This is a genomic window from Pedobacter sp. CFBP9032 (assembly GCF_034045265.1).
Lineage (GTDB): Bacteria > Bacteroidota > Bacteroidia > Sphingobacteriales > Sphingobacteriaceae > Pedobacter.
The window spans coordinates 33,069-54,559 of sequence record NZ_JAXCWE010000008.1 but is presented as its reverse complement, the minus strand read 5'-3'; the positions used below and the strand labels follow the sequence as shown (position 1 = coordinate 54,559).

12 protein-coding genes are annotated in these 21,491 nt (G+C 41.5%); 3 read left to right on the top strand and 9 right to left on the bottom strand.

Annotated features, from left to right (window positions below; genetic code table 11):
- The first annotated feature begins 9 nt into the window (after nucleotides 1-9).
- Complete coding sequence (locus tag SOM16_RS15330; RefSeq protein WP_320464875.1) at nucleotides 10-1,635, top strand: RagB/SusD family nutrient uptake outer membrane protein; 1,626 nt, start codon at nucleotides 10-12, stop codon at nucleotides 1,633-1,635.
- Nucleotides 1,636-1,913: 278 nt separating this feature from the next.
- Nucleotides 1,914-2,210: a GIY-YIG nuclease family protein gene (locus SOM16_RS15325; RefSeq protein ID WP_320464874.1), complete on the top strand. Its 297-nt coding sequence runs from the start codon at nucleotides 1,914-1,916 to the stop codon at nucleotides 2,208-2,210.
- 3,178 nt (nucleotides 2,211-5,388) lie between these two features.
- On the opposite strand, the gene SOM16_RS15320 is transcribed toward SOM16_RS15325, so the two are convergent.
- The 4 genes from SOM16_RS15320 to SOM16_RS15305 form a co-directional block, all read right to left on the bottom strand.
- Complete coding sequence (locus SOM16_RS15320) at nucleotides 5,389-5,796, bottom strand: hypothetical protein (protein WP_320464873.1); 408 nt, start codon at nucleotides 5,794-5,796, stop codon at nucleotides 5,389-5,391.
- 291 nt (nucleotides 5,797-6,087) lie between these two features.
- Nucleotides 6,088-6,576 (bottom strand): hypothetical protein, encoded by a 489-nt coding sequence (locus tag SOM16_RS15315; RefSeq protein WP_320464872.1) that lies wholly within the window; start codon nucleotides 6,574-6,576, stop codon nucleotides 6,088-6,090.
- 229 nt (nucleotides 6,577-6,805) lie between these two features.
- Nucleotides 6,806-10,540 (bottom strand): AAA family ATPase, encoded by a 3,735-nt coding sequence (locus SOM16_RS15310; RefSeq protein WP_320464871.1) that lies wholly within the window; start codon nucleotides 10,538-10,540, stop codon nucleotides 6,806-6,808.
- A 1-nt stretch (nucleotide 10,541) separates the two neighbouring features.
- The gene (locus tag SOM16_RS15305; RefSeq protein WP_320464870.1) at nucleotides 10,542-11,777 is read right to left on the bottom strand and encodes an exonuclease SbcCD subunit D; all 1,236 of its coding nucleotides are present in this window, start codon (nucleotides 11,775-11,777) and stop codon (nucleotides 10,542-10,544) included.
- A gap of 575 nt (nucleotides 11,778-12,352) precedes the next feature.
- Here SOM16_RS15305 and SOM16_RS15300 point away from each other — a divergent pair.
- Nucleotides 12,353-13,711, top strand: a complete 1,359-nt coding sequence (locus tag SOM16_RS15300) for a hypothetical protein (RefSeq protein WP_320464869.1) — start codon at nucleotides 12,353-12,355, stop codon at nucleotides 13,709-13,711.
- A 293-nt stretch (nucleotides 13,712-14,004) separates the two neighbouring features.
- Here the strand turns inward: SOM16_RS15300 and SOM16_RS15295 are convergent, their stop codons facing one another.
- The 5 genes from SOM16_RS15295 to SOM16_RS15275 all read right to left on the bottom strand — a co-directional run bounded on the left by SOM16_RS15295 (nucleotide 14,005) and on the right by SOM16_RS15275 (nucleotide 21,434).
- On the bottom strand, nucleotides 14,005-14,628 hold the full coding sequence (locus SOM16_RS15295) for a hypothetical protein (protein WP_320464868.1): 624 nt from the start codon (nucleotides 14,626-14,628) through the stop codon (nucleotides 14,005-14,007).
- A 55-nt stretch (nucleotides 14,629-14,683) separates the two neighbouring features.
- Entirely contained in the window at nucleotides 14,684-15,751 is a 1,068-nt protein-coding gene (locus SOM16_RS15290; RefSeq protein ID WP_320464867.1) for a glycerophosphodiester phosphodiesterase family protein, read from the bottom strand.
- A 165-nt stretch (nucleotides 15,752-15,916) separates the two neighbouring features.
- Nucleotides 15,917-16,828, bottom strand: coding sequence for a glycerophosphodiester phosphodiesterase family protein (locus SOM16_RS15285; protein WP_320464866.1), 912 nt, complete (start codon nucleotides 16,826-16,828; stop codon nucleotides 15,917-15,919).
- Nucleotides 16,829-16,839: 11 nt separating this feature from the next.
- The gene (locus SOM16_RS15280; RefSeq protein ID WP_320464865.1) at nucleotides 16,840-18,228 is read right to left on the bottom strand and encodes a RagB/SusD family nutrient uptake outer membrane protein; all 1,389 of its coding nucleotides are present in this window, start codon (nucleotides 18,226-18,228) and stop codon (nucleotides 16,840-16,842) included.
- A 2-nt stretch (nucleotides 18,229-18,230) separates the two neighbouring features.
- On the bottom strand, nucleotides 18,231-21,434 hold the full coding sequence (locus tag SOM16_RS15275; protein ID WP_320464864.1) for a TonB-dependent receptor: 3,204 nt from the start codon (nucleotides 21,432-21,434) through the stop codon (nucleotides 18,231-18,233).
- Nucleotides 21,435-21,491 lie beyond the last annotated feature (57 nt).

Genomic DNA, 21,491 nt, shown 5'->3' with positions numbered 1-21,491 from the left:
AGCATCATCATGAAAAAATATATAACCATCATAGCATCCATTACCATACTGTTTTTTGCATTATCATCCTGCAAAAAAGCATTTCTGGATGAAAAACCATTTTCGGCTTACACGCCATTAACCCTTACCGATTCGCTTGGTTTCGAAGCATCGCTTATCGGGTTGTATAACCACACCAGCACCATCTTTTCATGGGGCGATCAGCAAGGTTGGCCGAGCGTTTGGCAGGTAGGAACCGATGTGGCAAACGCAACCAATAATCAGCAAGGTGTGGAAATTCCATATTATAATTATGCATTATTAACATCAACAGATAATGGTGCCGCCCGTGCCTGGAATAGAAACTACACTATGGTTAATTCTACAAACATCATTCTGGATGGTATCAGTAACCTCACCACATCAACTATCAGCCCGAATGGTAAAAACCTCATCAGTGCCGAAGCAAGATTTTTTAGGGGATATGCTTATAATAACCTGGCTACTTTGTTTGGTGGGGTTCCATTAATTAAAAATGCACTAACCGGACCAAAAATAGATTTCGTTCGCGCACCAATAACTGAAGTAAATGATCTTATTGTAGCTGATTTAGTTTTTGCTGCAGCAAACTTGCCAGACATAGAAGCGGTAAAAAACAATACCAAAGGTAAAATGTACGGCAGGGCGAATAAATTTATGGCCATGCAGCTTTTAGCAGAGGTTTACCTGCGTATTGGCAAACCGGATTTAGCAGAGCAACAGGCACAAGCGATCATCAGTAGTGGTAAATTTAACCTGATCAGAAGTCGTTATGGTGTAAAAGCGAGTCAGCCGGGAGATTACTATTCTGATATGTTTCAATACGGAAACCAGAGAAGATCTCAAGGAAATACCGAAGCCATCTGGGTATTGGAACAAGAAAACCCGAATGCTGTAGTTGGTGGAATTACCGATAACCCACAGCAAAGAAGGGTTTGGGGAGCAGCTTATTACAACATTGCAGGGATGGCGGTAGCCGATTCATTAGGCGGTCGTTCTATTGGCAGGTTGCGTTTGAGCAATTGGGTGCTTTATGGATTGTATAAAGGAAACGATATTCGCAATTCACAATATAACATTCGCAGAAGATATTATTATAATGATCCGAACCCGATCTATGCAGCCAGATTTGGAAAGCAAGTGCCGTTTACAGGACCAGATACCTTAATTAATATTTGTCCAAGTACGACCAAGTGGGGTGCATATGATCCTAATGATGCGTTCGGGTTTGCGATGATCAAAGATTTTATCTTAATGCGATTAGGCGAAACCTATCTTCTACTTGCCGAAGCACAGGTGGCCCAGGGCAAAACAGCGCAAGCAGCCACTAATATTAACGTGTTAAGAACAAGGGCAAATGCTGCGCAGGTTACAGCCGCAGAAATGACAAAAGACTTTATTCTCGATGAAAGAGCCAGAGAGTTGATTGGCGAAGAGAATAGACGAATGACCTTAATGAGGACTGGGACATTGGTAGAACGTGCGCTTCGTTTAAACTCAAACGATGCTTCAAAACCGATTACGGGCTTAACTACAAAAGCGTTGTTATTGCCTATTCCATTAACTGAAATTCAATTAAACAAGGATGCGGTATTAACGCAAAATCCTGGTTACTAATAAGAAAAGTTGGTTAGTTTTTCGGGTCGTCTTCGGATGGCCCGATTATTAATTTCTTCAAATAAAAAATCTGGTTGTAGCGTCTCGCTATGACTCAACGCAGCAAGCGATTACATTAAGAATGCTTCATAGCGCACACTGATTATTGTATTTAGTGTAGCGTACTATTTCCTCCTGTACGTCCTTTCGAAAATAGGTATTGATCCTTTATGGTTGATGTTCGCGGCAGTCTTTAGTTTATACCAAATAAATAATTTTCATTATTTTCAATAAAAAAAATGTTTAAGGGAGGTTACGTTTATATCTTAACTAATCGGTATGATGCAATTTTATATACAGGTGTAACCTCTGAATTGAGAAATAGGATCTGGCAGCATAAAAACAATTACTACCCAGATAGTTTTACCTCAAAATATAAATGCTATAAACTGGTTTTTTACATTTTTTTTGAAAGTATTGAAGAAGCAATTGCCGAAGAGAAAAGAATAAAGGCAGGGAAAAGACAAAACAAAATTGACTTGATTAACGAATCAAATCCACAATGGAAAGATTTATACGATTTAATTGAAGAATAAGAATCAATTTAGTAGCAATGAGGTTGCCACAGCCAATGAAGAATTGGCTTTGCAATGACGGCCGTTTTTGTATGGTGTGTTAATATAGCGTGTTAGTATAGCGTATTAATTTTCTCTATGAACGTCCTTGCGAGAACATTCTCCGATCCTTCATCGGTAATGTTCGCGGCAATCTCCTGTTTGATATAGCATTAGCCACAATGAGGTTGCCACAGCCAATGAAGAATTGGCTTCGCAATGACGGACGTTTTTGTATGGTGTGTTAATATAGCGTGTTAGTGTAGCGTATTAATTTCCTCTATGAACGTCCTTGCGAGAACATTCTCCGATCCTTCATCGGTAATGTTCGTGGCAATTTCCTATTTGCTATAGCATTAGCCACAATGAGGTTGCCACAGCCAATGAAGGATTTGCTTCGCAATGTCAGACGGTTTTGTATAGTGTGTTAATATAGCGTGTTAGTATAGCGTCTCAATTTCCTCCCAGAACGTCCTTGCGAGAACATTTTCCGATCCTTCATCGGTAATGTTTGTGGCAATCTCCGGTTTGATATAGCATTAGCCACAATGAGGTTGCCACAGCCAATGAAGGATTGGCTTCGCAATGACAACAACCTTAATTAAGTGCCTTAGTTTTATCTGCCACATCCGCCGTCCTTGCGAGAACACTTTCCGATCCTTTATTGGTAATTTTCGTGGCAATCTCCTAGTTGATACAGCATTAGCCATAATGAGGTTGCCACAGCCCATGAAGAATTGGTCGTGCAATGGCGACAGCCTTAATTAAGTTCCTTAGTTTTATCTGCCACATCCGCCGTCCTTGCGAGAACATCTTCCGATTCTTCATTGGTAATGTTTGTGGCAATCTCCTCCTTGCTACACCTTTAGCCACAATGAGGTTGCCACAGCCAATGAAGAATTGGCTTCGCAATGACGGACGTTTTTATATGGCGTGTTAATATAGCGTATTAATTTCCTCCCTGAACGTCCTTGCGAGAACGTTCTGCGATTTTTCATCGGTAATGTTGGTAGCAATTTCCTATTTGCTATAGCATAAGCAGCAATGAGGTTGCCACAGCCAATGAAGAATTGGCTTCGCAATGACAGCCGTTTTTGTATGATGTATAAGTATAGCGCATTAATTTCCTCTATGAACGTCCTTGCGAGAACATTTTCCGATCCTTCATCGGTAATGTTCGCGGCAATCTCCTGTTTGATATAGCATTAGCCACAATGAGGTTGCCACAGCCAATGAAGGATTGGCTTCGCAATGACGGCAGTTTTTGTATGGTGTATTAATATAGCGTATTAATTTCCTCCCTGAACGACCTTGCGAGAACATTCTCCGATCCTTCATCGGCAATGTTCGCGGCAATCTCCAGTTTGATATAGCATTAGCCACAATGAGGTTGCCACAGCCAATGAAGGATTGGCTTCCCAATGACGGACGTTTTTGTATGGTGTGTTAATATAGCGTGTTTGTGTAGCGTATCAATTTCCTCACTGAACGTCCTTGCGAGGACATTCTCCGATCCTTAATCGGTAATGTTCGTGGCAATCTCCTATTTGATATAGCATTAGCCACAATGAGGTTGCCACAGCCAGTGATGAATTGGTCGTGCAATGGCGGCCGTTTTTGTATGATGCACTAGTATAGCATATTAATTTCCTGTATGAACGTTCTCCGATCCTTCATCGGTAATGTTCGTGGCAATCTCCTATTTGGTACACCATCGGCCATAATGAGGTTGCCAGCCAATGAAGAATTGGCTTCGCAATGATAGCAGTTTTTGTATGGCGTGTTAATATAGCGTGTTAGTATATCGTATTAAGTTCCCCTATGAACGTCCTTGCGAGAACGTTCTGCGATTTTTCATCGGTAATGTTCGCGGCAATCTCCTGTTTGATATAGCATTAGCCACAATGAGGTTGCCACAGCCAATGAAGGATTGGCTTCGCAATGACGGACGTTTTTGTATGGTGTGTCAATATAGCGCATTAATTTCCTCTATGAACGTCCTTGCGAGAACATTTTCCGATCCTTCAGCGGTAGTGTTTGTGGCAATCTGCTATTTGGTACAGGATTAGCGGCAATGACGGCAGTTTTTGTATGGCGTATTAGTAAAGCGTATAAACTTCCTCCTGAACGTCCTTGCGAGAACATTTTCCGATCCTTCATCGGTAATGTTCGTGGCAATCTCCTATTTGATATAGCATTAGCCACAATGAGGTTGCCACAGCCAGTGATGACTTGGTCGTGCAATGGCGGCCGTTTTTGTATAGCGTGTTAGTATAGCGTATTAATTTCCTCTATGAACGTCCTTGCGAGAACATTCTCCGATCCTTTATTGGTAATTTTCGTGGCAATCTCCTCCTTGCTACACCATCAGCCATAAGGTGGTTGCCACAGCCAATGAAGAATTAGGTGTGCAATAACGAGCGATTTTGTATAGTGTGTTAATATAGCGTGTTTGTGTAGCGTATCAATTTCCTCCCTGAACGTCCTTGCGAGGACATTCTCCGATCCTTTATCGGTAATGTTCGCGGCAATCTCCTGTTTGATATAGCATTAGCCACAATGAGGTTGCCACAGCCAATGAAGGATTGGCTTCGCAATGACGGACGTTTTTGTATGGTGTGTCAATATAGCGTGTTAGTATAGCGTATTAATTACCTCTATGAATGTCCTTGCTAGAACATTCTCCGATACTTCATCGGTAATGCTGGTGGCAATTTCCTATTTGCTATAGCATAAGCAGCAATGAGGTTGCCACAGCCAATGAAGAATTGGCTGTGCAATAACGACCGTTTTTGTATGGCGTATTAGTAAAGCGTATAAACTTCCTCCCTGAACGTCCTTGCGAGAACGTTCTCCGATCCTTCATCGGTAATGTTTGTGGCAATCTCCTGTTTGATATAGCATTAGCCACAATGAGGTTGCCAGCCAATGAAGAATTGGCTTCGCCAAGGACGACCGTTTTTGTATGACGCGTTTATGTAGCGTATTAATTTCCCATATGAACGTCCTTGCGAGAACATTTTCCGATCCTTCATCGGTAATGTTCGTGGCAATCTCCTATTTGCTAAACCTTAAGCCATAAGGAGGTTGCCACAGCCAATAAACAATTGGTTGTGCAATCAAAACCGTCTTTGTTTGTCGTATTAGTTTTTCTCTATAATTAATTTTGCTTTTCAAACTGAATCCAATCCTTCAAAATATAAATAGGGGTAAGCACGGTTTTATTTTTAACCAGATTCGCTTTTACAAAGTCTCCAGTTTTTCCAATATATTTCATGTGCGTATCTTGCATGGCTCCTGAAGAATAATAGGCACCGTATGGACATTGATAGGGATTATTTTCCACGTCGGGTGTAAACACCGAGAAGAAAACCATTTTTTTTGAATTGGTATCTGGTTGCTGATAGCCAAAAATGCGATAATCAGCCCTGATATTTTCATAAACGGTTAAGGAACTATCCTGAAGGTTAACGATGGCCTTTTGAAAAGCATCTTCATTCATTTTAGTGGCTTCCATATTCCTGATGGTGTCTGGCTTGTCTGTTTTGCCCGTGGCAATTTGTTCCATCGGTTGGATTTTGGCGACACTATCTGTCTTATTGGTGTCAGGAAGCCTGGCTTGGCCGGTTTTATTATTTTTATTGCTGCAACCCATGACTAACACACAAAGGATCATCATAGATAAAACTATGCAATGGAATAAATAGTGAAATGCGTTTGATTTAGTCATCTTATCATTCATTGAAATTTTTCTTAACTGATTTTTACTGAACTTTTATTAATAATAATTCAAATTTAATATCAAAAAGCAAAAGTAAGTTCAAATAATTGCGGCGCTATTTTTCGGATTTAATAAAGTCTACGCAACCGTTATCCCAATACCTTTTTTATAAAGCACACAGAATGCTTCGTCAGCTTTGCCGTATCGTTTCTCGTAACCAACTAAGTTATTAATGTATTCTATTAACTGCTGATTAGTCAGGGTAGATGTTTCAGATATCCCTGATATCTCCCATGGAAAGTTATTTTGATCTGGGTTTGGGGTGTGTAAAAATAATGCATCACTAGCACTGTCTTTATCTAAAATGGTAATCCAGATCTGATAATCTACTTTTAAAAATTTAGCTTGATCACTCAAAAGATTAAAATGTCGGAACAATTGATCAAGATGTGGTTTACGGCGTTTAAAACTATCATTCCCATAACCGTAAGAATCGAAATGCGTATGCCAAAGATCAAACCATACATTATTCGAATCTGTAAAATTTAAAGCATTCCAGTCTTCATTCTTTAGCACCAGATTTTTATAATATCGGCGAAGGCCTCTGTGTTTTTTAAAGCTATTCATGATTTGGAACGTCATTTTTTATCAAAATTAAAAAAAAATAAATTTTCTAAAAGTTTAGTTATGCAAGTATATCTATTTTGTAAATTCCATTCGATTTCCATTATCTGAGAAGGTAATTTAATCCATTAAATAAGCTCAAAAACAATGGACAGAAATGAATTTACGTTGATCAGCTTTAATAACTTTCTGAAACGCTGGTAGAGTTATCAAAGCTATTACTCCAATGTGATTACATCCCCAAAACCTCCACCTTACTCTTCCCGCTCTGTTGTTTACTCACCTTAATCTGTACCGGAATCCTTTCGGTCATTTCCTGTACGTGCGAGATTACACCTACTTTACGGCCTTGATTATGAAGTCTTTCTAAAGCATCCATGGCAATATTGAGCGTAGTAGGATCTAAGGATCCAAAACCTTCATCAATAAATAATGACTCTACTTTCATCCGGCTGGATGATAAAGAGGCGAGGCCCAAGGCCAGTGCAAGCGATACTAAAAAAGATTCTCCACCAGAAAGTGAGTACACGGTACGCACTTCATCGCCCATATCCTGATCTACTACCTGTAAGCCCAGTGTGGCCGGAATACGTTCAATTTTATACCTGTTGGTAAGTGAATGCAGGTGGATGTTTGCATAGCCGAGCAAAACATCAAGTGTATATTCCTGGGCAATCTGCCGGAACTTTTTACCATCAGCAGAGCCGATAATTTCATTGAGTTTACTCCAGTTTTCTGTAATGCCTGCTTGTGTGGCGATGCTTTTTAGCAAGTCACCAATTTTATTTTTATTGGCTTCGTCTTGTTGTAACTTGAAACCAATTTCGCTTCTTTTATCCTTCTGCAATTCCACATCTGACTTTATAGACCCAAATAATTCGTTAAGTTCGTCTAACGGGCGTTCGGATAAGGTTTTTTGCTGATGCGTATCCAGCAGTTGTTTTCTTTCTGCGAGGATGGAGGTTGCCTTCGTTACTTCGTCATCAATGGCCTGTAATGTTTTACGCTCGGTATCCATCCAATCGTTATTTAAGGCCAGGAGTTGATGCAGTTCAGTAATACTTAAAGTGGCGTTATTTTTTTGATTGTATTCACTAATCCAGTCATCTATTTTTTGTGAAGCTTTTGTAGTTTCTATGGCTAAGGTATTTAACGTGATAAGCAATTCTTCTTTTTGAGTGTTGGCTTTGGTACTGTTAATGCTTAGTTCCTGCTGTATCTCTTTAAGCTGATCATGCTGTTTTTGGGTTTCTGTAATTGCCTGTTTCAATTGGGTTTCTACATCTGTGGCAGGTTTTCCATCGAAAATAATATGGCGTTGTTGCTTCAGTTCCTGGTAGTTTTGGTTTTGTATGGCGTGAGCATCCGTCTTTTTATTCAGCTCAGCTAAAATGTTTTTTGCCTGGTTATCCAGTTCTTTTAACGTAGCGGCTAACGCCCCTTCCTGAAGGCTGTATTGTGCTAACTTCTCTGAGTTTTCATTCCACGTTTTAGCGAAGCTTTCAATCCGTCCTACAAATGAAGTTGGATCAGCCTTCCAGTTTTTCATCCATTCTGGAGTAGTAAAATAAGGCGAAAGTGTTTTTTCAACCTCATTAAGGTCCACTGCAGCCTTTTGCTGTTCTTTAAGTTTTCCAATCCGCTGTTCCCGGTAAAGAGAGATGGCAGCGTTTACATCCTTCAATTGATTAGTAAGGCGATCAATGGTTTCTTTTAGCAGGTCGATTTTTATTTTATCGGCCTCCAGTTGTTGTTTTTGGCTGGAATAAGCCTGTGTCTGTGCTAGTAAAACAGCCTGTTTAGTTTTTAAAGACTGTAATTTTTCTGCTATCCAGTCTGCTTTTTTTACATCGGCAATGGCCTGGCCTTCTTGCGCGATATCAAATTGTTCCCAGATTTGTTTTTTATTTTGCAGCGCAGCCTGTTTTGCATTAATGGCTTCATGCTGAATCTCGATGGTTTGCGCCAAAGTTTGAAAAGCTTGTTCTAAAGCATTATGCTGGCGATAAGTGGCAAGATAAACACGTTCCATCTCTTCATGAGATTCTTCCATTTTTGCCAATACATTTTGCAAACCTGGATGGTGCAAGGCATATGGATGGGCGGTACTGCCACATACCGGACAAGGTTCCTGATCTATCAAACCAGCTCTGAGCGTTTCAACGTTTTCAGCTGATGCCAGACGAGATTGTTGCAACAACTTTGCGGTGGTTTCCTTTTGAGCACTTTCTACCTCCAGCTTTCTGGAAAGTTCTGCCAGGCTTTGCTGTTTTGTTTGGTAATCAGCCTCGTCCGTAAGTTGTTTCTGGCTTAAGGTTTGTAAATCCGTAAGCGCATGATCAAGCAGTTGCCAGTGGGCTTGCGCTTGTATCGTATTTTCAACTGAACGGTTTATCTCCTCCTTATCCAGGTTTAAAGCTTCAATGGGAATTAACAGCAATTCCCTCAACCCACCATCATAGGTGTTCTTTAAACGATCCCATTCCAGCGTCTGCTTGCTCAGACTCGTTTCAATCGCTGTTCGTTCCGTTTCGCTGGTGCTGATTTTACCATCTAACACATCCAGTTCGCTGGTAGAAGATTGTACAGTTTCCAAAAGTTTTTTAGCATCCTGTAATTTAGAAAGGATGATGTTTTTATGTTCAGCAATCGGACTACGGTCTATATTTTCTGTTTTCCAATTGGTTATGGTTTTGATTTGAGTGGAAAGCGCTGTAAATGCGGCTTGCTTATCTGCCAGTAGTTTTTGTTGCTGGCTGTTTGTTTCCGATGCAGTATCAGCTTCTTTTTTAGCTTTTTCTAAGCTTTCCTTTTTTTCGGCAAGTAGCGTATCAAGTTTTTTAGCTTGCTCCAGTAGGGGTAGCGCATCATTGAAGGCTTTGTTTTGTGCTGTAAGCTCATTTCCAGAAGCTAAAAGCTGTAACTCTAGTTTTTCTTGCTGTTTCTGGAACGAGACAATGGATTCTTTTATAGTAGTCAGGGCGATTGTTTTATCTCCATATTGTTGTTGTGCGTGCTTTTGTGCATCTACCCAGCTTCTGGTTTGTTGTACCTGCTCGGTTACCACCAGTTTCTGCCGGCGTGGAAAAGCATTTACTTTATGCTCGTTCGCATTTTGTACTGCGGTATTGGCTTCAAGATGATTGGCTTGTAATGTAGCGAGTTGCTCATGCCAGCCAATTTCTATCGTTAAGGTATCAAGCTGTTTTTCTAAGCTTTTGATTTGGGTTGCTAAAATACTTTGTTCTTCCAGTAAGGTTTTAAGTTCATCCTCGTTGAGTGTGGCAATTCCTTCTTTTCGTAAATTAAGCTCCCGAAGTATCTGTTCTTCAACCTTATAATTCTCAAATATTTTTTTTGAGATTTCCGAATAGATATGTGTGCCGGTAAGCTTTTCTAATAATGAAGATTTTTCATCCTTGCTGGCTTTCATAAAAGCAGTAAAATCGCCCTGCGCCAGCAATACCGAACGGGTAAACTGCTCAAAATTAAGTCCAACAAGCCTTTCTATTTCTTTCAGGGTTTCTGCTTTTTTACCCGGAATAGCGGTATTGGATGTGATGTTTTGTAAGGTAACCGAATCAGACTGCATACTGCCATCGGCTTTATTGCGGGCACGCCTTACATTCCAGTTTGCACGATAGTGTTGTCCGTCTATTCCCCTAAAATCTACTTCAGCAAAACCATCAGCTGTGCCATCCCGCAGAATCCCCCGAACATCACTTTGATTCAATTTATTTCCCGGAACATCTAGGATCTCAATTCCTGTTTCCTTTGCCTGCAGGTATCTTGGCGTTTTACTGTATAAGGCAAGACACAGCGCGTCTAATATGGTCGATTTCCCGGCTCCGGTAGCTCCGGTGATGGCAAAAATACCTGCCGAACAGAGCGGCTCGGCAGTAAAGTTAATCTCGGTAGTTCCTTCTAAAGAAGCCAGGTTTTTTATACGTATGGCAAGTATCTTCATCTTATTCGGCTGTTTGATTTACTTCTTGTGCTACCTGGTGAAAAAGTTGCAGTAGGGTAGCAGGAACTTCACTATTGTATCTGGACTGGTATATTTTGTTAAATACATCAAGAGGCTTAAGCTCGCTCAGTTTTTCCTGAGTAATAAATTCTGATACTTTTTCTGTAGAAGCGGGATTGATTGATTCAATTTTTGCTAGCCTTACCCTTTTGCCTGCCAACGCAGTCTCTATCTTGTGTCGCAACGCAGGTTCTGGTCCATCAAGCAATACCCTTACATTAAGATAGGGGGCTATTTCTGAATGCTGATCCATTGTTGGCAATTCTTCCAGGAGTGTAATAACTTCATGCAAGGGCAGGGGTTTCAGCGGAATCCTGAGCAGGGGTACAAACAGTGGAATTTCTATTGATTTAAGATTTTTAATCTCTTCTTCCAACTCAAAGACAATGACCTGGTGTTTATAGTTAAGCTCCGAAAAAGACATGGGTAGCGGACTTCCGGAATACCGGATGTGTTCTTTTCCGCCAATGCGTTGTGCTTTGTGAATATGGCCCAGCGCTACATATTGGAGATCTGGATGAAACGCGGTAGCCGGAATACATTCTACACCGCCCATAATCAGCCTTTCGGTATTATCCAGGTCGCTTATTTCGGCATGGTGAGTGTGCAAATGTCCCATAGCGATAATGGTTTGTCCATGTTGCTTTTTCAAACTGGCATATTCGAAAGCTTCTGCATATAATGCCGTTACGCCTTCAGTATAGGGATTTGCACAGTCGGCAATTGTTGGATAATCGCCCATGCGCAAAAATGGAACAGCCAGGCACCATATTTTAATGTTACCCGAAGCATCATGTATTGGAACGAGTAGCTTCTCGTAATTGATATTTCCATCTGCATCTTTTTCAACCAAGCCAATAATATGCACATTGGAAGATTCCAGCAATGGCTTTGGTGCTTCTAAACGAGAGGCAGAATCATGATTGCCCGCGGTGATGATGACCTGTAAATCCGGATTTGCTTTGGTTGCACCATTTAGAAAGGTATAAAACATTTTTATAGATGCCGCTGCAGGATTAGAAATGTCAAAAACATCTCCACTAATCAGCAAAACATCTACCTTCTCATCTTGTACAACCTGCACCAACCAATTCAGAAACTGCTGGTGTTCTGGTGTACGGTCGTATTCGTGAAACAGCTGACCGATGTGCCAGTCTGCAGTATGGAGAATTTTCATAAATTAATCTTTTTTCAAGAAGCCTATACTTTCGCTGGAAGTGAAATCCGTTAAATTTACCCCACCATTTTGCAAAGAAATGGATTCTTATGTGTTTTGCATCCCTAATATATTAGCAGGCAGATCCTGTAGTGTTTATATGCTGCCAGATATTATTCATTCAAAACAAAGGGATGCTATTGATTTGATTTTTCATTTCGATGGAGTGACTTAATCTAAAACAATTATAGGAATAAATCAAAGACATTAAAAGTAAATACTATTTATGTTAATAAGATTTCATTTCTGGTTTATAGCTTAAAATTATACGCTGATAAGTTAGCTAATTTAGGATATGATCACCTTGCATACTTACGGAAAACCGTAAATGTTGGTTAATGATGGTAATATTAAAATAGCGAAGCAAGGAGCCTGCATGCTAATAAGCGGAGATTAATTACCTTACAAAAGCATTTTTAAAGAGAACATCCAGATTTTTAAAAAGGTATTGCGGTGATGGTCTACCACATTGTATGATTTAGGCAAGGTTACCAAATTACATAATTTGTATTAATAAGAAAGTAAATTGCTGTCAAATGTACGAACGTCTAAAAACGCTGATATCACCACCTTTCATTTTTTGCCTGCTGCTGTTACTCCTTAACGACTTCTATCTGAAGGCAGCTTTCCATAATATGCTTACCGGAAAAGTATCTGATGTTTGTGGGTTATTCATTTTTCCTATTTTTTGGTCGGCGGTTTTTCCTCAACGTAAATTATCGGTTTTTATCTTCAGCGGTTTGCTGTTCATCTATTGGAAAAGTGAATTAGCTTCAGGATTAATCGAGTTGGTAAATACCTTCTTTAGCATTCAGCGCACAGTTGATCCTACCGATCTGATCGCCTTACCTATATTATTGGTTGCCTGGATCCATGTAAAAGGCATTTCAATTGTTGCGCCTAAAAATGCTCTGGTAGCTCGATTAAGCACCTGGTTCATCGGGATGGTTACGATCTTCTCCTTCTGTGCCACGAGTCAGCAAAGGTCTGTTCAGTACTTTGATCAGCCACAGTATGTACTCCTAAAATCTTCTGAAATTCCGGATACTACTTCCTATGATGAATTTGAATTTTATAAGATGGATTCCTTACTGGTTGTTAAAGTTAATTATTTGTACATCACTAACCCTGTCAGGGGAGATGACTACAATAAAAACCGCTCACTTATAGATCTTGATAAGGATGTTATGGCAATGATAACAGGCCGTACAAACTTAATTCCTGTCGGAAAAGTCACCACACTAACCATCAATACCGCGCAGGGTAAAGACGTTTTAAGGTTTAATGGCAGCCGCCTGGATGGCAGGTTTACCAGAACAAAAAAAAATAAATTAATCATTGAAGGATTCTACAAAATGGGTGTTGAAGATTCGATCTGGACCTTTAGAGATACTAGCAAGAACAGCCTGGCTCAACAAACATTTATTAAGGGAGAACGAACCGGCCTCCGGCAATTTGACCAAGGCAAACTAATCTCTTCTACGCGGATGAATACCCGCGCAGATACGATCAGAAATGTTTATATCCAGATTGCTGTGCTAAGTTTAATTGTAGTGGGTATAATTTTATTGTTGGGGAGGAACTACCGTCGCACATTTCCTGAACAACTTAAATTACAAGCGATTTGGAAATGGCTATTGTGTTTTATTGCTCCAATTATTATCTGGCTTATACATGCTGGGATCAGAATTTTACTAATGGATTTCAATCAGGATATTTTTGAAACATTAGCTACAGTTATTTTTATTTTCCTAACCACCTGTCCGCTGATGTTTGTTGTAGTCTTCCTGATTAGGTTAAGAAAGGAGATGGATATCCTTTTGTATTGCCTGTTATTCGGATTGATATGCAGTATCTGGACAACTTGTAACACACTAATCGCACTATCCAATTAGATTGATCAATGTTGCAACATAATTTAGAAAATGGTATTTAAATGTAGAAAATGGTATTTAAATATTGTACCGTATTAAAAAAATAGGTCAATATTCAGACCATTAAAAATTGCAGTCTTTTTTGCATTAAGCCTGGTTACTTGATTGGGATGAATAATTCCAGAGAGAGATCATCAACCTCCCGATCTGGCTGCACTATAGCCATTTCCAATATAGAATAGTTTCCAATAGAATAGCTGGTAAAAGACAAAGGTGTCCAATATTAAAATAGGACACCTTTGCAAAATTTATACTTAAATTAATCGTTTATAGTCGAATTTCACTCCACCGAAGTAGTATCCGCTCATCTGACCAGGTACATATTCAATTGCATTTAATTGAAGCACATACAATGCCGTTGTTTTAACGATGCTATCGCCTTTAAACAATACCAGATAGCGGTCTTTTACTGGAATTATCCCATATTGTTTACCATCGCTAAAGGTAAACCAGGTCTGTCTTGCATCATTTGGTTTGCCTGCAGCTGTGGCAGAATCTACAGCGTTAAGGTTTGCCGCAAGTATTTGCGTTCCACTGATGCTGGAGATAGAACTGCCCGGTAAATCGACATATTTAAGCGTGTAGCCGTTAGCTGCATGTATTTCACGGCACAAATTGCCGTCAAAACTGAGCAGAACCGAATCTCCGTTAACCCGATTGGCGTTCAGGTCATAACTTATTTTTCCCCATTTGGTTTCCTGGATGCCCGCAACAGAATCCGGAGTGGTGAAGTTAGCGTGTTCAACGACGTTTGATACCAGGTTTTTGCTGTTTTCACCTGTAAGTGACTGATCCCCGATGATTTGTTTTTTACAACTGCTAAGGGATGCCAAAGCAATAAGTATGCAAAATGTAAGGTGGAGTTTATAGGTCTTCATAGAATATCTTTTAAAATTATAATTGTTAGAAAATTGACTTCCGATAGTGGAATAATTAATGATAATAAGCGGTGTTTCTAAATCCCTTATTCAGCCAGTCATTAATCAGGTTTACCGGCTCATCTGTCGTAATCCAATGTACGCCCATAGAGGTGAGCCATTGCCAGCTTCCACGCTTATCATCGGTGTCTACCTTGCCTGAGTTAGATTTAAAATATAGCGTCTTTAGCGTATAGCAGCAAGTGCCGTTGGCAAAATTGAAGTTATCGCCACCCGCATCAGGTATGGCATTAAAACAGCAAACTGTCTTTCCATCTCTCCATGCCTGGTCCATGATATCCTGATGAATGCCATCTCTTTGTTTAATGTTAATTTCGACACCTATAAAATAGGGCTTATTCTTATAGGCGTTATACTGCGCCAGACAGTTAAACTTATCAACCATATTGGTGGTGAAAACGGGCACGAATCTAAAGTCACTATAATTTCCGCCCCTCAAACCTAGGCTTCCTTCCAAATCACCAGGGCCAGTGTAAACTGATGCATTCAGCTTAAAAATGGTCCATTTCCGGCTCGGTGTTCCCCAGGCGTTTTTCCAGCCTTCACCTTCGTTCATGATGTTCCAGCATGCTCTTGCCGCATTCTTATCCTTGATGTCTAAAGCGAGTACAATAGCAATCCGATGGTCGCGGATGAAGGAGAGCACCTCTCTGAATGTCGGTAAATGCTCGTTTGTTAACCTGCCGTTTTTATCCTTTAAGCGAAGGGTTTTCAACGCGTTGCTATACCAACTGCTTACCAGATCATTTCTGCCCATTCCCAACTCTGTTGTTCTGCCCAGGTTCCAGTCGTGCATCAGTACAGGCTCACCGCCCTTATCTAATTTGATATCAATCTCTACCATTTCAATTCTCATGTCTGCAGCACGTTTAATGGCCATTAATGAGTTTTCAGGAACGCCATTTTCACGCCAGTAACCCCTGTGTGCACATACGGCAACCAGGTCATTTTTTCTGCCAGATTTTAAAGTGTTGATAACCTTGTCGGTGTTTAAGAGTTGCGCCTGTAAAAAGTTGGCCGTAAAGACCAGAAATAATGATAAACTAATTTTTTTGATGTTCATGATCATGTTTTTTGTTGTTTATTTCAAAGTAGTTGCTGCGATCATTAACCGATATGGTATTGATCTGTTCTTCGGTGGGCGACTTAGGGAGGTTTCATTTTTATACGCTTCATGATAACTATTGATTTAATTTGAGCTGCTGTTTTATAAGGATACTTGATACTATTAAGGATGGTGCTTAACAGATTTTAAATAAAGAAGCAGCTCTTTTGGCCGGTCAGTTTGGATCACATTAGCACCTTTGGAAATAAGCCATCCCCAAGCCTGATCGGGCTTGGATTGTTCTACAGCCAGATCGTCGTCATGTCCGCCGTTATGTTCCGGCCAGAGGGCATTAAGCCAGATGCTTAGTCCCATTTTCCTGATTGCTGGCATCCACTTTACAAAGTCTGCCGTATCCGAAGAAAAGGTAGGGTGGATGAGCGTATGCTTCCGGTACCTGTAGGAGGTAATCACCTCCTTAACATCTGCTTTGCGAATATCTACCAGGATATTAAGGGCAATATTGTCCAGGTGAAATGCCGGATATCGCTGGCTCAGGCTGTCTTGTGTGATGGGTGGGATATCGTAAATGATCTGCCCCTGCATATTTTGTTGCCGGATCATCGCCAGCGTCTGATCCACATATTCGAAGCCCTTATCTACACAGATAATAATGTTTCCCTTAGCAATGGATAAGTATTCCTCAAACGTAGGAATACGGTGTGTAGTGATATGGCCTGTTCCATTGATCAGCCAGAATTTTTGAAGTTGTTTCAGCGTATAATCTGCAACTTTCCCCTTTCCATTCGTGGTTCGGTTAATTGTTTGGTCATGCATAATAACCAATTGTCCGTCGCTGGTTTTCTTCAGGTCTATTTCCACAATATCAATGCCCCAGGCGATACAATTCTTAAGTCCCTGCAAGGAGTTTTCAGGTGCATTTCTCCAGTCGCCCCGGTGGGCAGCAGCAAATACGGCCTTGCCTTCAAAAAGCTGGTCAAGATCTTGAGCCGCTCGCCTTTGAGCAAATCCCGGAAAGGTGATGCCTGCGATGATCAGTATTAAAAGTATCGTAAGTGGTTGTGGTATTTTCATTTGTATACAGCTTAATATCCAGGGTTTTGGGGCATAATGGAAGGATTGCCTATTTTCTCAATTTCTGTTTGCGGAATAGGGAATAATGCTCTGAATGTGGGCAGATTAATATTTTCCTCCTGCCGGATAGCTGAAGCAGCCTTTCCGGTTCTGGTTAGTATTAACCACCGCTGACCTTCATAGGCCAATTCCAGCTTGTACTCTTGCTGAACCGCATCGCGGAAGGCTGCCTGATTGGGTAGGCGTGCTGATGTGAAATTCGGGTCGGCTACAGCCGAACGTTGGCGTACCTTATTCAGGCAATCAAAGGCATCGCCCGATGCAGCATAAGCCAATTCGTTTCCGGCTTCCGCATACATCAGCAATACTTCCGAAAAGCGTAGCAGAATCCAGTCGTTTTCGGCATTCTGGGTCGTGGCGGAGATCACGTCCATGAACTTATTGGGCACGAAGTTGTTACTGCTGCCCGAACGGCTGTATAACAAAAGGTCTCTTCTACGATCATTGGCGCCATAGGCTGCCAATAGCTTCGGTGGAACCAGCGAAGATTTTGCAGACGTTGTGCTCAGCCATAAGCCGTGGCCAGCTCCAGGTATCTCTTTGTTATAGCGGATCGAAAAAATTACCTCTTCATTATTCTTATTGGTCACCTTGAAAACCTCAGCAATATCTGTGAGAAGTTTATACCTGCCCGTGAGTAGCGGTTTTAATAAGCGTTGTACTTCTGCATAGTTTTTTTGCTCCATGAGCACTTTCGCCAGTAAAACGGTGGCCGCTCCGGATGTTGCCCTACCTAAATCTGCCTGACTGGTAAAACGTTCGGGTAAATTTTCCCTGGCAAAACGCAAGTCGTCTGCCATTGTGCTTAAAATTTGTCCGGCCGGCACGCTCCCTGCCTTTAATGATTCTGATGGACTGACCGGCTGGGTGATTAAGGGAACATTGCCCCAAAATTTAACCAGATGATAATAATGGTAGGCCCTGATAAATCTGGCTTCAGCTTCCAGCTGTCTTCGCTCGGCATCTGCAAGACTGGCATTTGGCAGCCGGGCAATGATTTCATTGCAGCGGCTAATTCCGTTATACAGGTTGCCCCATACGTTCAGCAAAATCTGATTAGAGGGGTCATCTGTAAATTTATCGATGTTATACCGATCCTGCGTACCCGCTGTTGGTGCACCAAGTGATAATTCATCCGAACGGTAGCTGCTCATTTCGAAATACATCGTAGGATAATCCGTAAACCTCGCGTAAGCACCAATTAATGCTGTATTGAAATCTCTGGAAGTTTTATAGTAGTTTTCAGCATTTGCTTCAGATTCGGGACTCAGCGTCAGAAATCCCTTTTTACAACTGGTAAGTAACAGCGATAATAAAATGATGGATAGAAAATTTTTCATGGTTAAAAAGTAAGGTTTAAGCCAACTGAAATCGTTTTGTTAAGCGGGTAGGTGCCGTAATCAATACCAGGCGTGAGTGCATCACCAGCATACAGGTTTACTTCGGGATTATAGCCAGTGTAAGAAGTCCAGGTATGCAGGTTTTGTGCGGTTATAAATATTCTGGCGCTACTAATCGTTAGTCGTTTCAGTAACATGCTGCTTAAGCTATAGCCCAATGTTACATTTTGTAACCTTACGTACGAGCCATCTTCTACCTGCCGGGAAGAGGTCCGGCCATTATTACCTTTAGCCTTTCTGTTCGCACGGTTAACCGCTCCGGTTCCTGGCGCTGATTCAGATTGCCAGCGATTCAGGGCGTCGGTGGTATTGTTAAAGTTACCCTCCATGCTGTTGATATACCTGTTCTGGAGATTCACAATTTCAAAACCTTGTGCACCCTGAAGGCTGAAAGCCAGATCAAAACCACTATAGGAAAGATTATTGGTGATACCAAAGGTATAATCAGGGAAAAAATTGCCCACAACGGTACGGTCCTTATTTACATCAAGTACACCATCTCCATCAACATCGGTGAATTTAATGTCGCCTGGATAGGCATTTGCAAAATGGGGATTGGCATTCAGGTCGGCCTGGTTTTGGTAAACTCCGTTAGCCTTTAAAAAATAATAGGCGCCAATAGGCTGGCCAACAGCTGTGATAAAGAAAGTATTGGCTGTACCGTTAGTAGCAATGATGGGTGCATTGCCCGGCCCCAACTCTTTAACCCTGTTTTTGTTGGCAGAAATATTCGCGCTGATACCCCATTTAAATTTCCCAAACTCATTTTGCATAGAGAGTGTGGCCTCAATTCCCTTGTTATTCACCTTACCTACATTTTGTCTGGCCATTCGGAAACCAGAAGAATAGGGAACAGGCAAGTTAAGCAGCAAATCACTCGTGGTTTTATCATAAATATCAATTTCCAGGTTCAGGCGTTGCTGGAATAAACCCAAATCGATTCCCAAATCAAACATCTTTGATCTTTCCCATCCCAGATCGGCATTAGATAGGTTTGCCGGAGCCGACCCATTGGTAAGCTGACCGCTTGCAGGCCCCAGGATATAATTGCTGATGCCAATCCTGGCTATATGGTCATAATTTCCAATCTGGAAATTACCTGTAATGCCATAACTAGCCCTGATCTTCAGGTTACTGATGGCAGAGATGTTATTCATGAATTCCTCAGAGGAAAGCCGCCATCCGGCAGAAACCGACGGGAAATAACCCCATTTGTTGTTTTTACCAAAACGGGAGGAACCATCAGTCCTTATCGCAGCCGAGAAGAGATATTTACCCTTAAAATCATATTGCAGTCGGGAAAGGGCCGATAGGAGCGACCATTCCTGAATACTTGCCGTGCCAGATACCACCTGGCCTGCATTGATGGTGCGGATGAGGTCATCAGGAAAATTGGTTGCGGTTACGCCATTCTGCTCCGAGCGGTTTTTCTGAGCCGTAAAGCCGCCTAATATTTTTAAATGATGATCGCCAAAACTTTTGTTATAATTGAGGGTCTGCTCCAGTAGCCAGTTATACACAGATGTTTGACTGTTGGTCGCCACAGGATTTGAGGGGTCGGTATAAAAGGCCTCACCCAGGTTAGGAAGAGTTGATGGTCTGTAGGTTTTATTCCGGTACTCATTAAGTGTTGCACCAAGTGCTATCTCGTATTTCAAGCCTTTCAGCAATTCATAGTTAAGGTAAACCCTGCCCAGCAAATTGGTGTGATATACCTTGTTGTCTATCAGATTGGCAAGGGCAACGGGATTCAGTACCGCATTGTGCTGGTAATCTTTACCAATCCGCCATTTACCATTGCCATGAAAATTATAAGACCCATCTTGATTATAGACAGGCCAGGTAGGCGACATCTGAAGGGCTGAGCCGATAACCGACTGATCGGTATAGGGGCCTTCGTCATTAACCCGCTTCTCTACCGCATAAGATGGAGCCAGGCTTACGCCAAAGCCAAATTTGTTTTCCGTGGCATCCAGGTTCATTCTTATTCCATATCGCTGATAGCCTGAATTGATCACTACGCCCTGCTGATCAGTATAATTCAGGGCAGTGAAGTACTTATATTTATCGTTTCCTGAAGAAAAGCTTAGCGATTGGTTGTTTAATACTGCAGACCGGAAGATCTCATCCTGCCAGTCGGTATTGGTGAGCCCTGCTTGTCCGTTTAGGTATGGATATAAATCAACCGGGGTTTGATTCCAGTAAAAGCCTGCATTTTCAACCGTTCCACGTTCGGCATCCGGCGTAGCCGCACTATTTCCTGCCTTAAAATCAACCCAGGCGTTATCGTGCGCATCCTTAGCCAGCTGCGCGTATTGATAAGCATCGAGCATATTGAGCTTTTTAGAAACCTGCTGTATCCCGGTATTGGCAGCATACGTTACTTGCAACTTTCCCACCTGGCCTTTTTTTGTGGTGATCAGGATAACGCCATTGGCTCCACGCGATCCGTAGATTGCAGCGGAAGAGGCATCTTTAAGCACTTCAATAGACGCAATATCATTGGTGTTTATAAACTCATTTGCCTGGCCCTGCGAATCAAGTGGATATCCGTCTACCACAACTAAAGGTCCGTTTCCGGCAGTAATTGATCCGGTTCCACGTATTCTGAAGGTAGAACCTCTTCCGGGTTCGCCTGAACTTTGCAATACCTGAACGCCTGCTATTTTTCCAATGATGGCCTGGTCGAAATTGGTAACAGGCTGATCTTTGATCTGGCTGAAACTGACCTTGCCAACTGCACCGGTGATGCTCGTTTTGCTTTGGGTGCCATAGCCAATCACCATCACTTCATCCAGGCTTTCCGTAGCAACGGGCAACAGCTCAATAATTAGTGTGGAATGTTGCGAAGGTTTTAAAATCAGTTTTGAAAGCCGTTTGGTCTGGTAGCCAACAAAGGATATGCTTAGGTTATATGGTGTTTGGGAAAGCAGTTGCGGTAACTTAAATTTTCCATCGCTCGTGGTAAGCGTTGATTGCGTTTGCCGGGTCAGTTCATTGGAAAGCGCAATGGATACACCAGCTAATGGCGAACCTTTTTCGTCTTTAACCATGCCCGCCATCTCAGCATTTTGAGCCCTGAGGCTTCCGGCCAGTAAAAGTAGCACCGCACAGGCGAGTATTTGTTTGAAGAAATGTTTATTCATATGCTAATTAATTTTTGCTATTGAAAAGGGTATGGCATGCCCATCCCCGGTAATTTC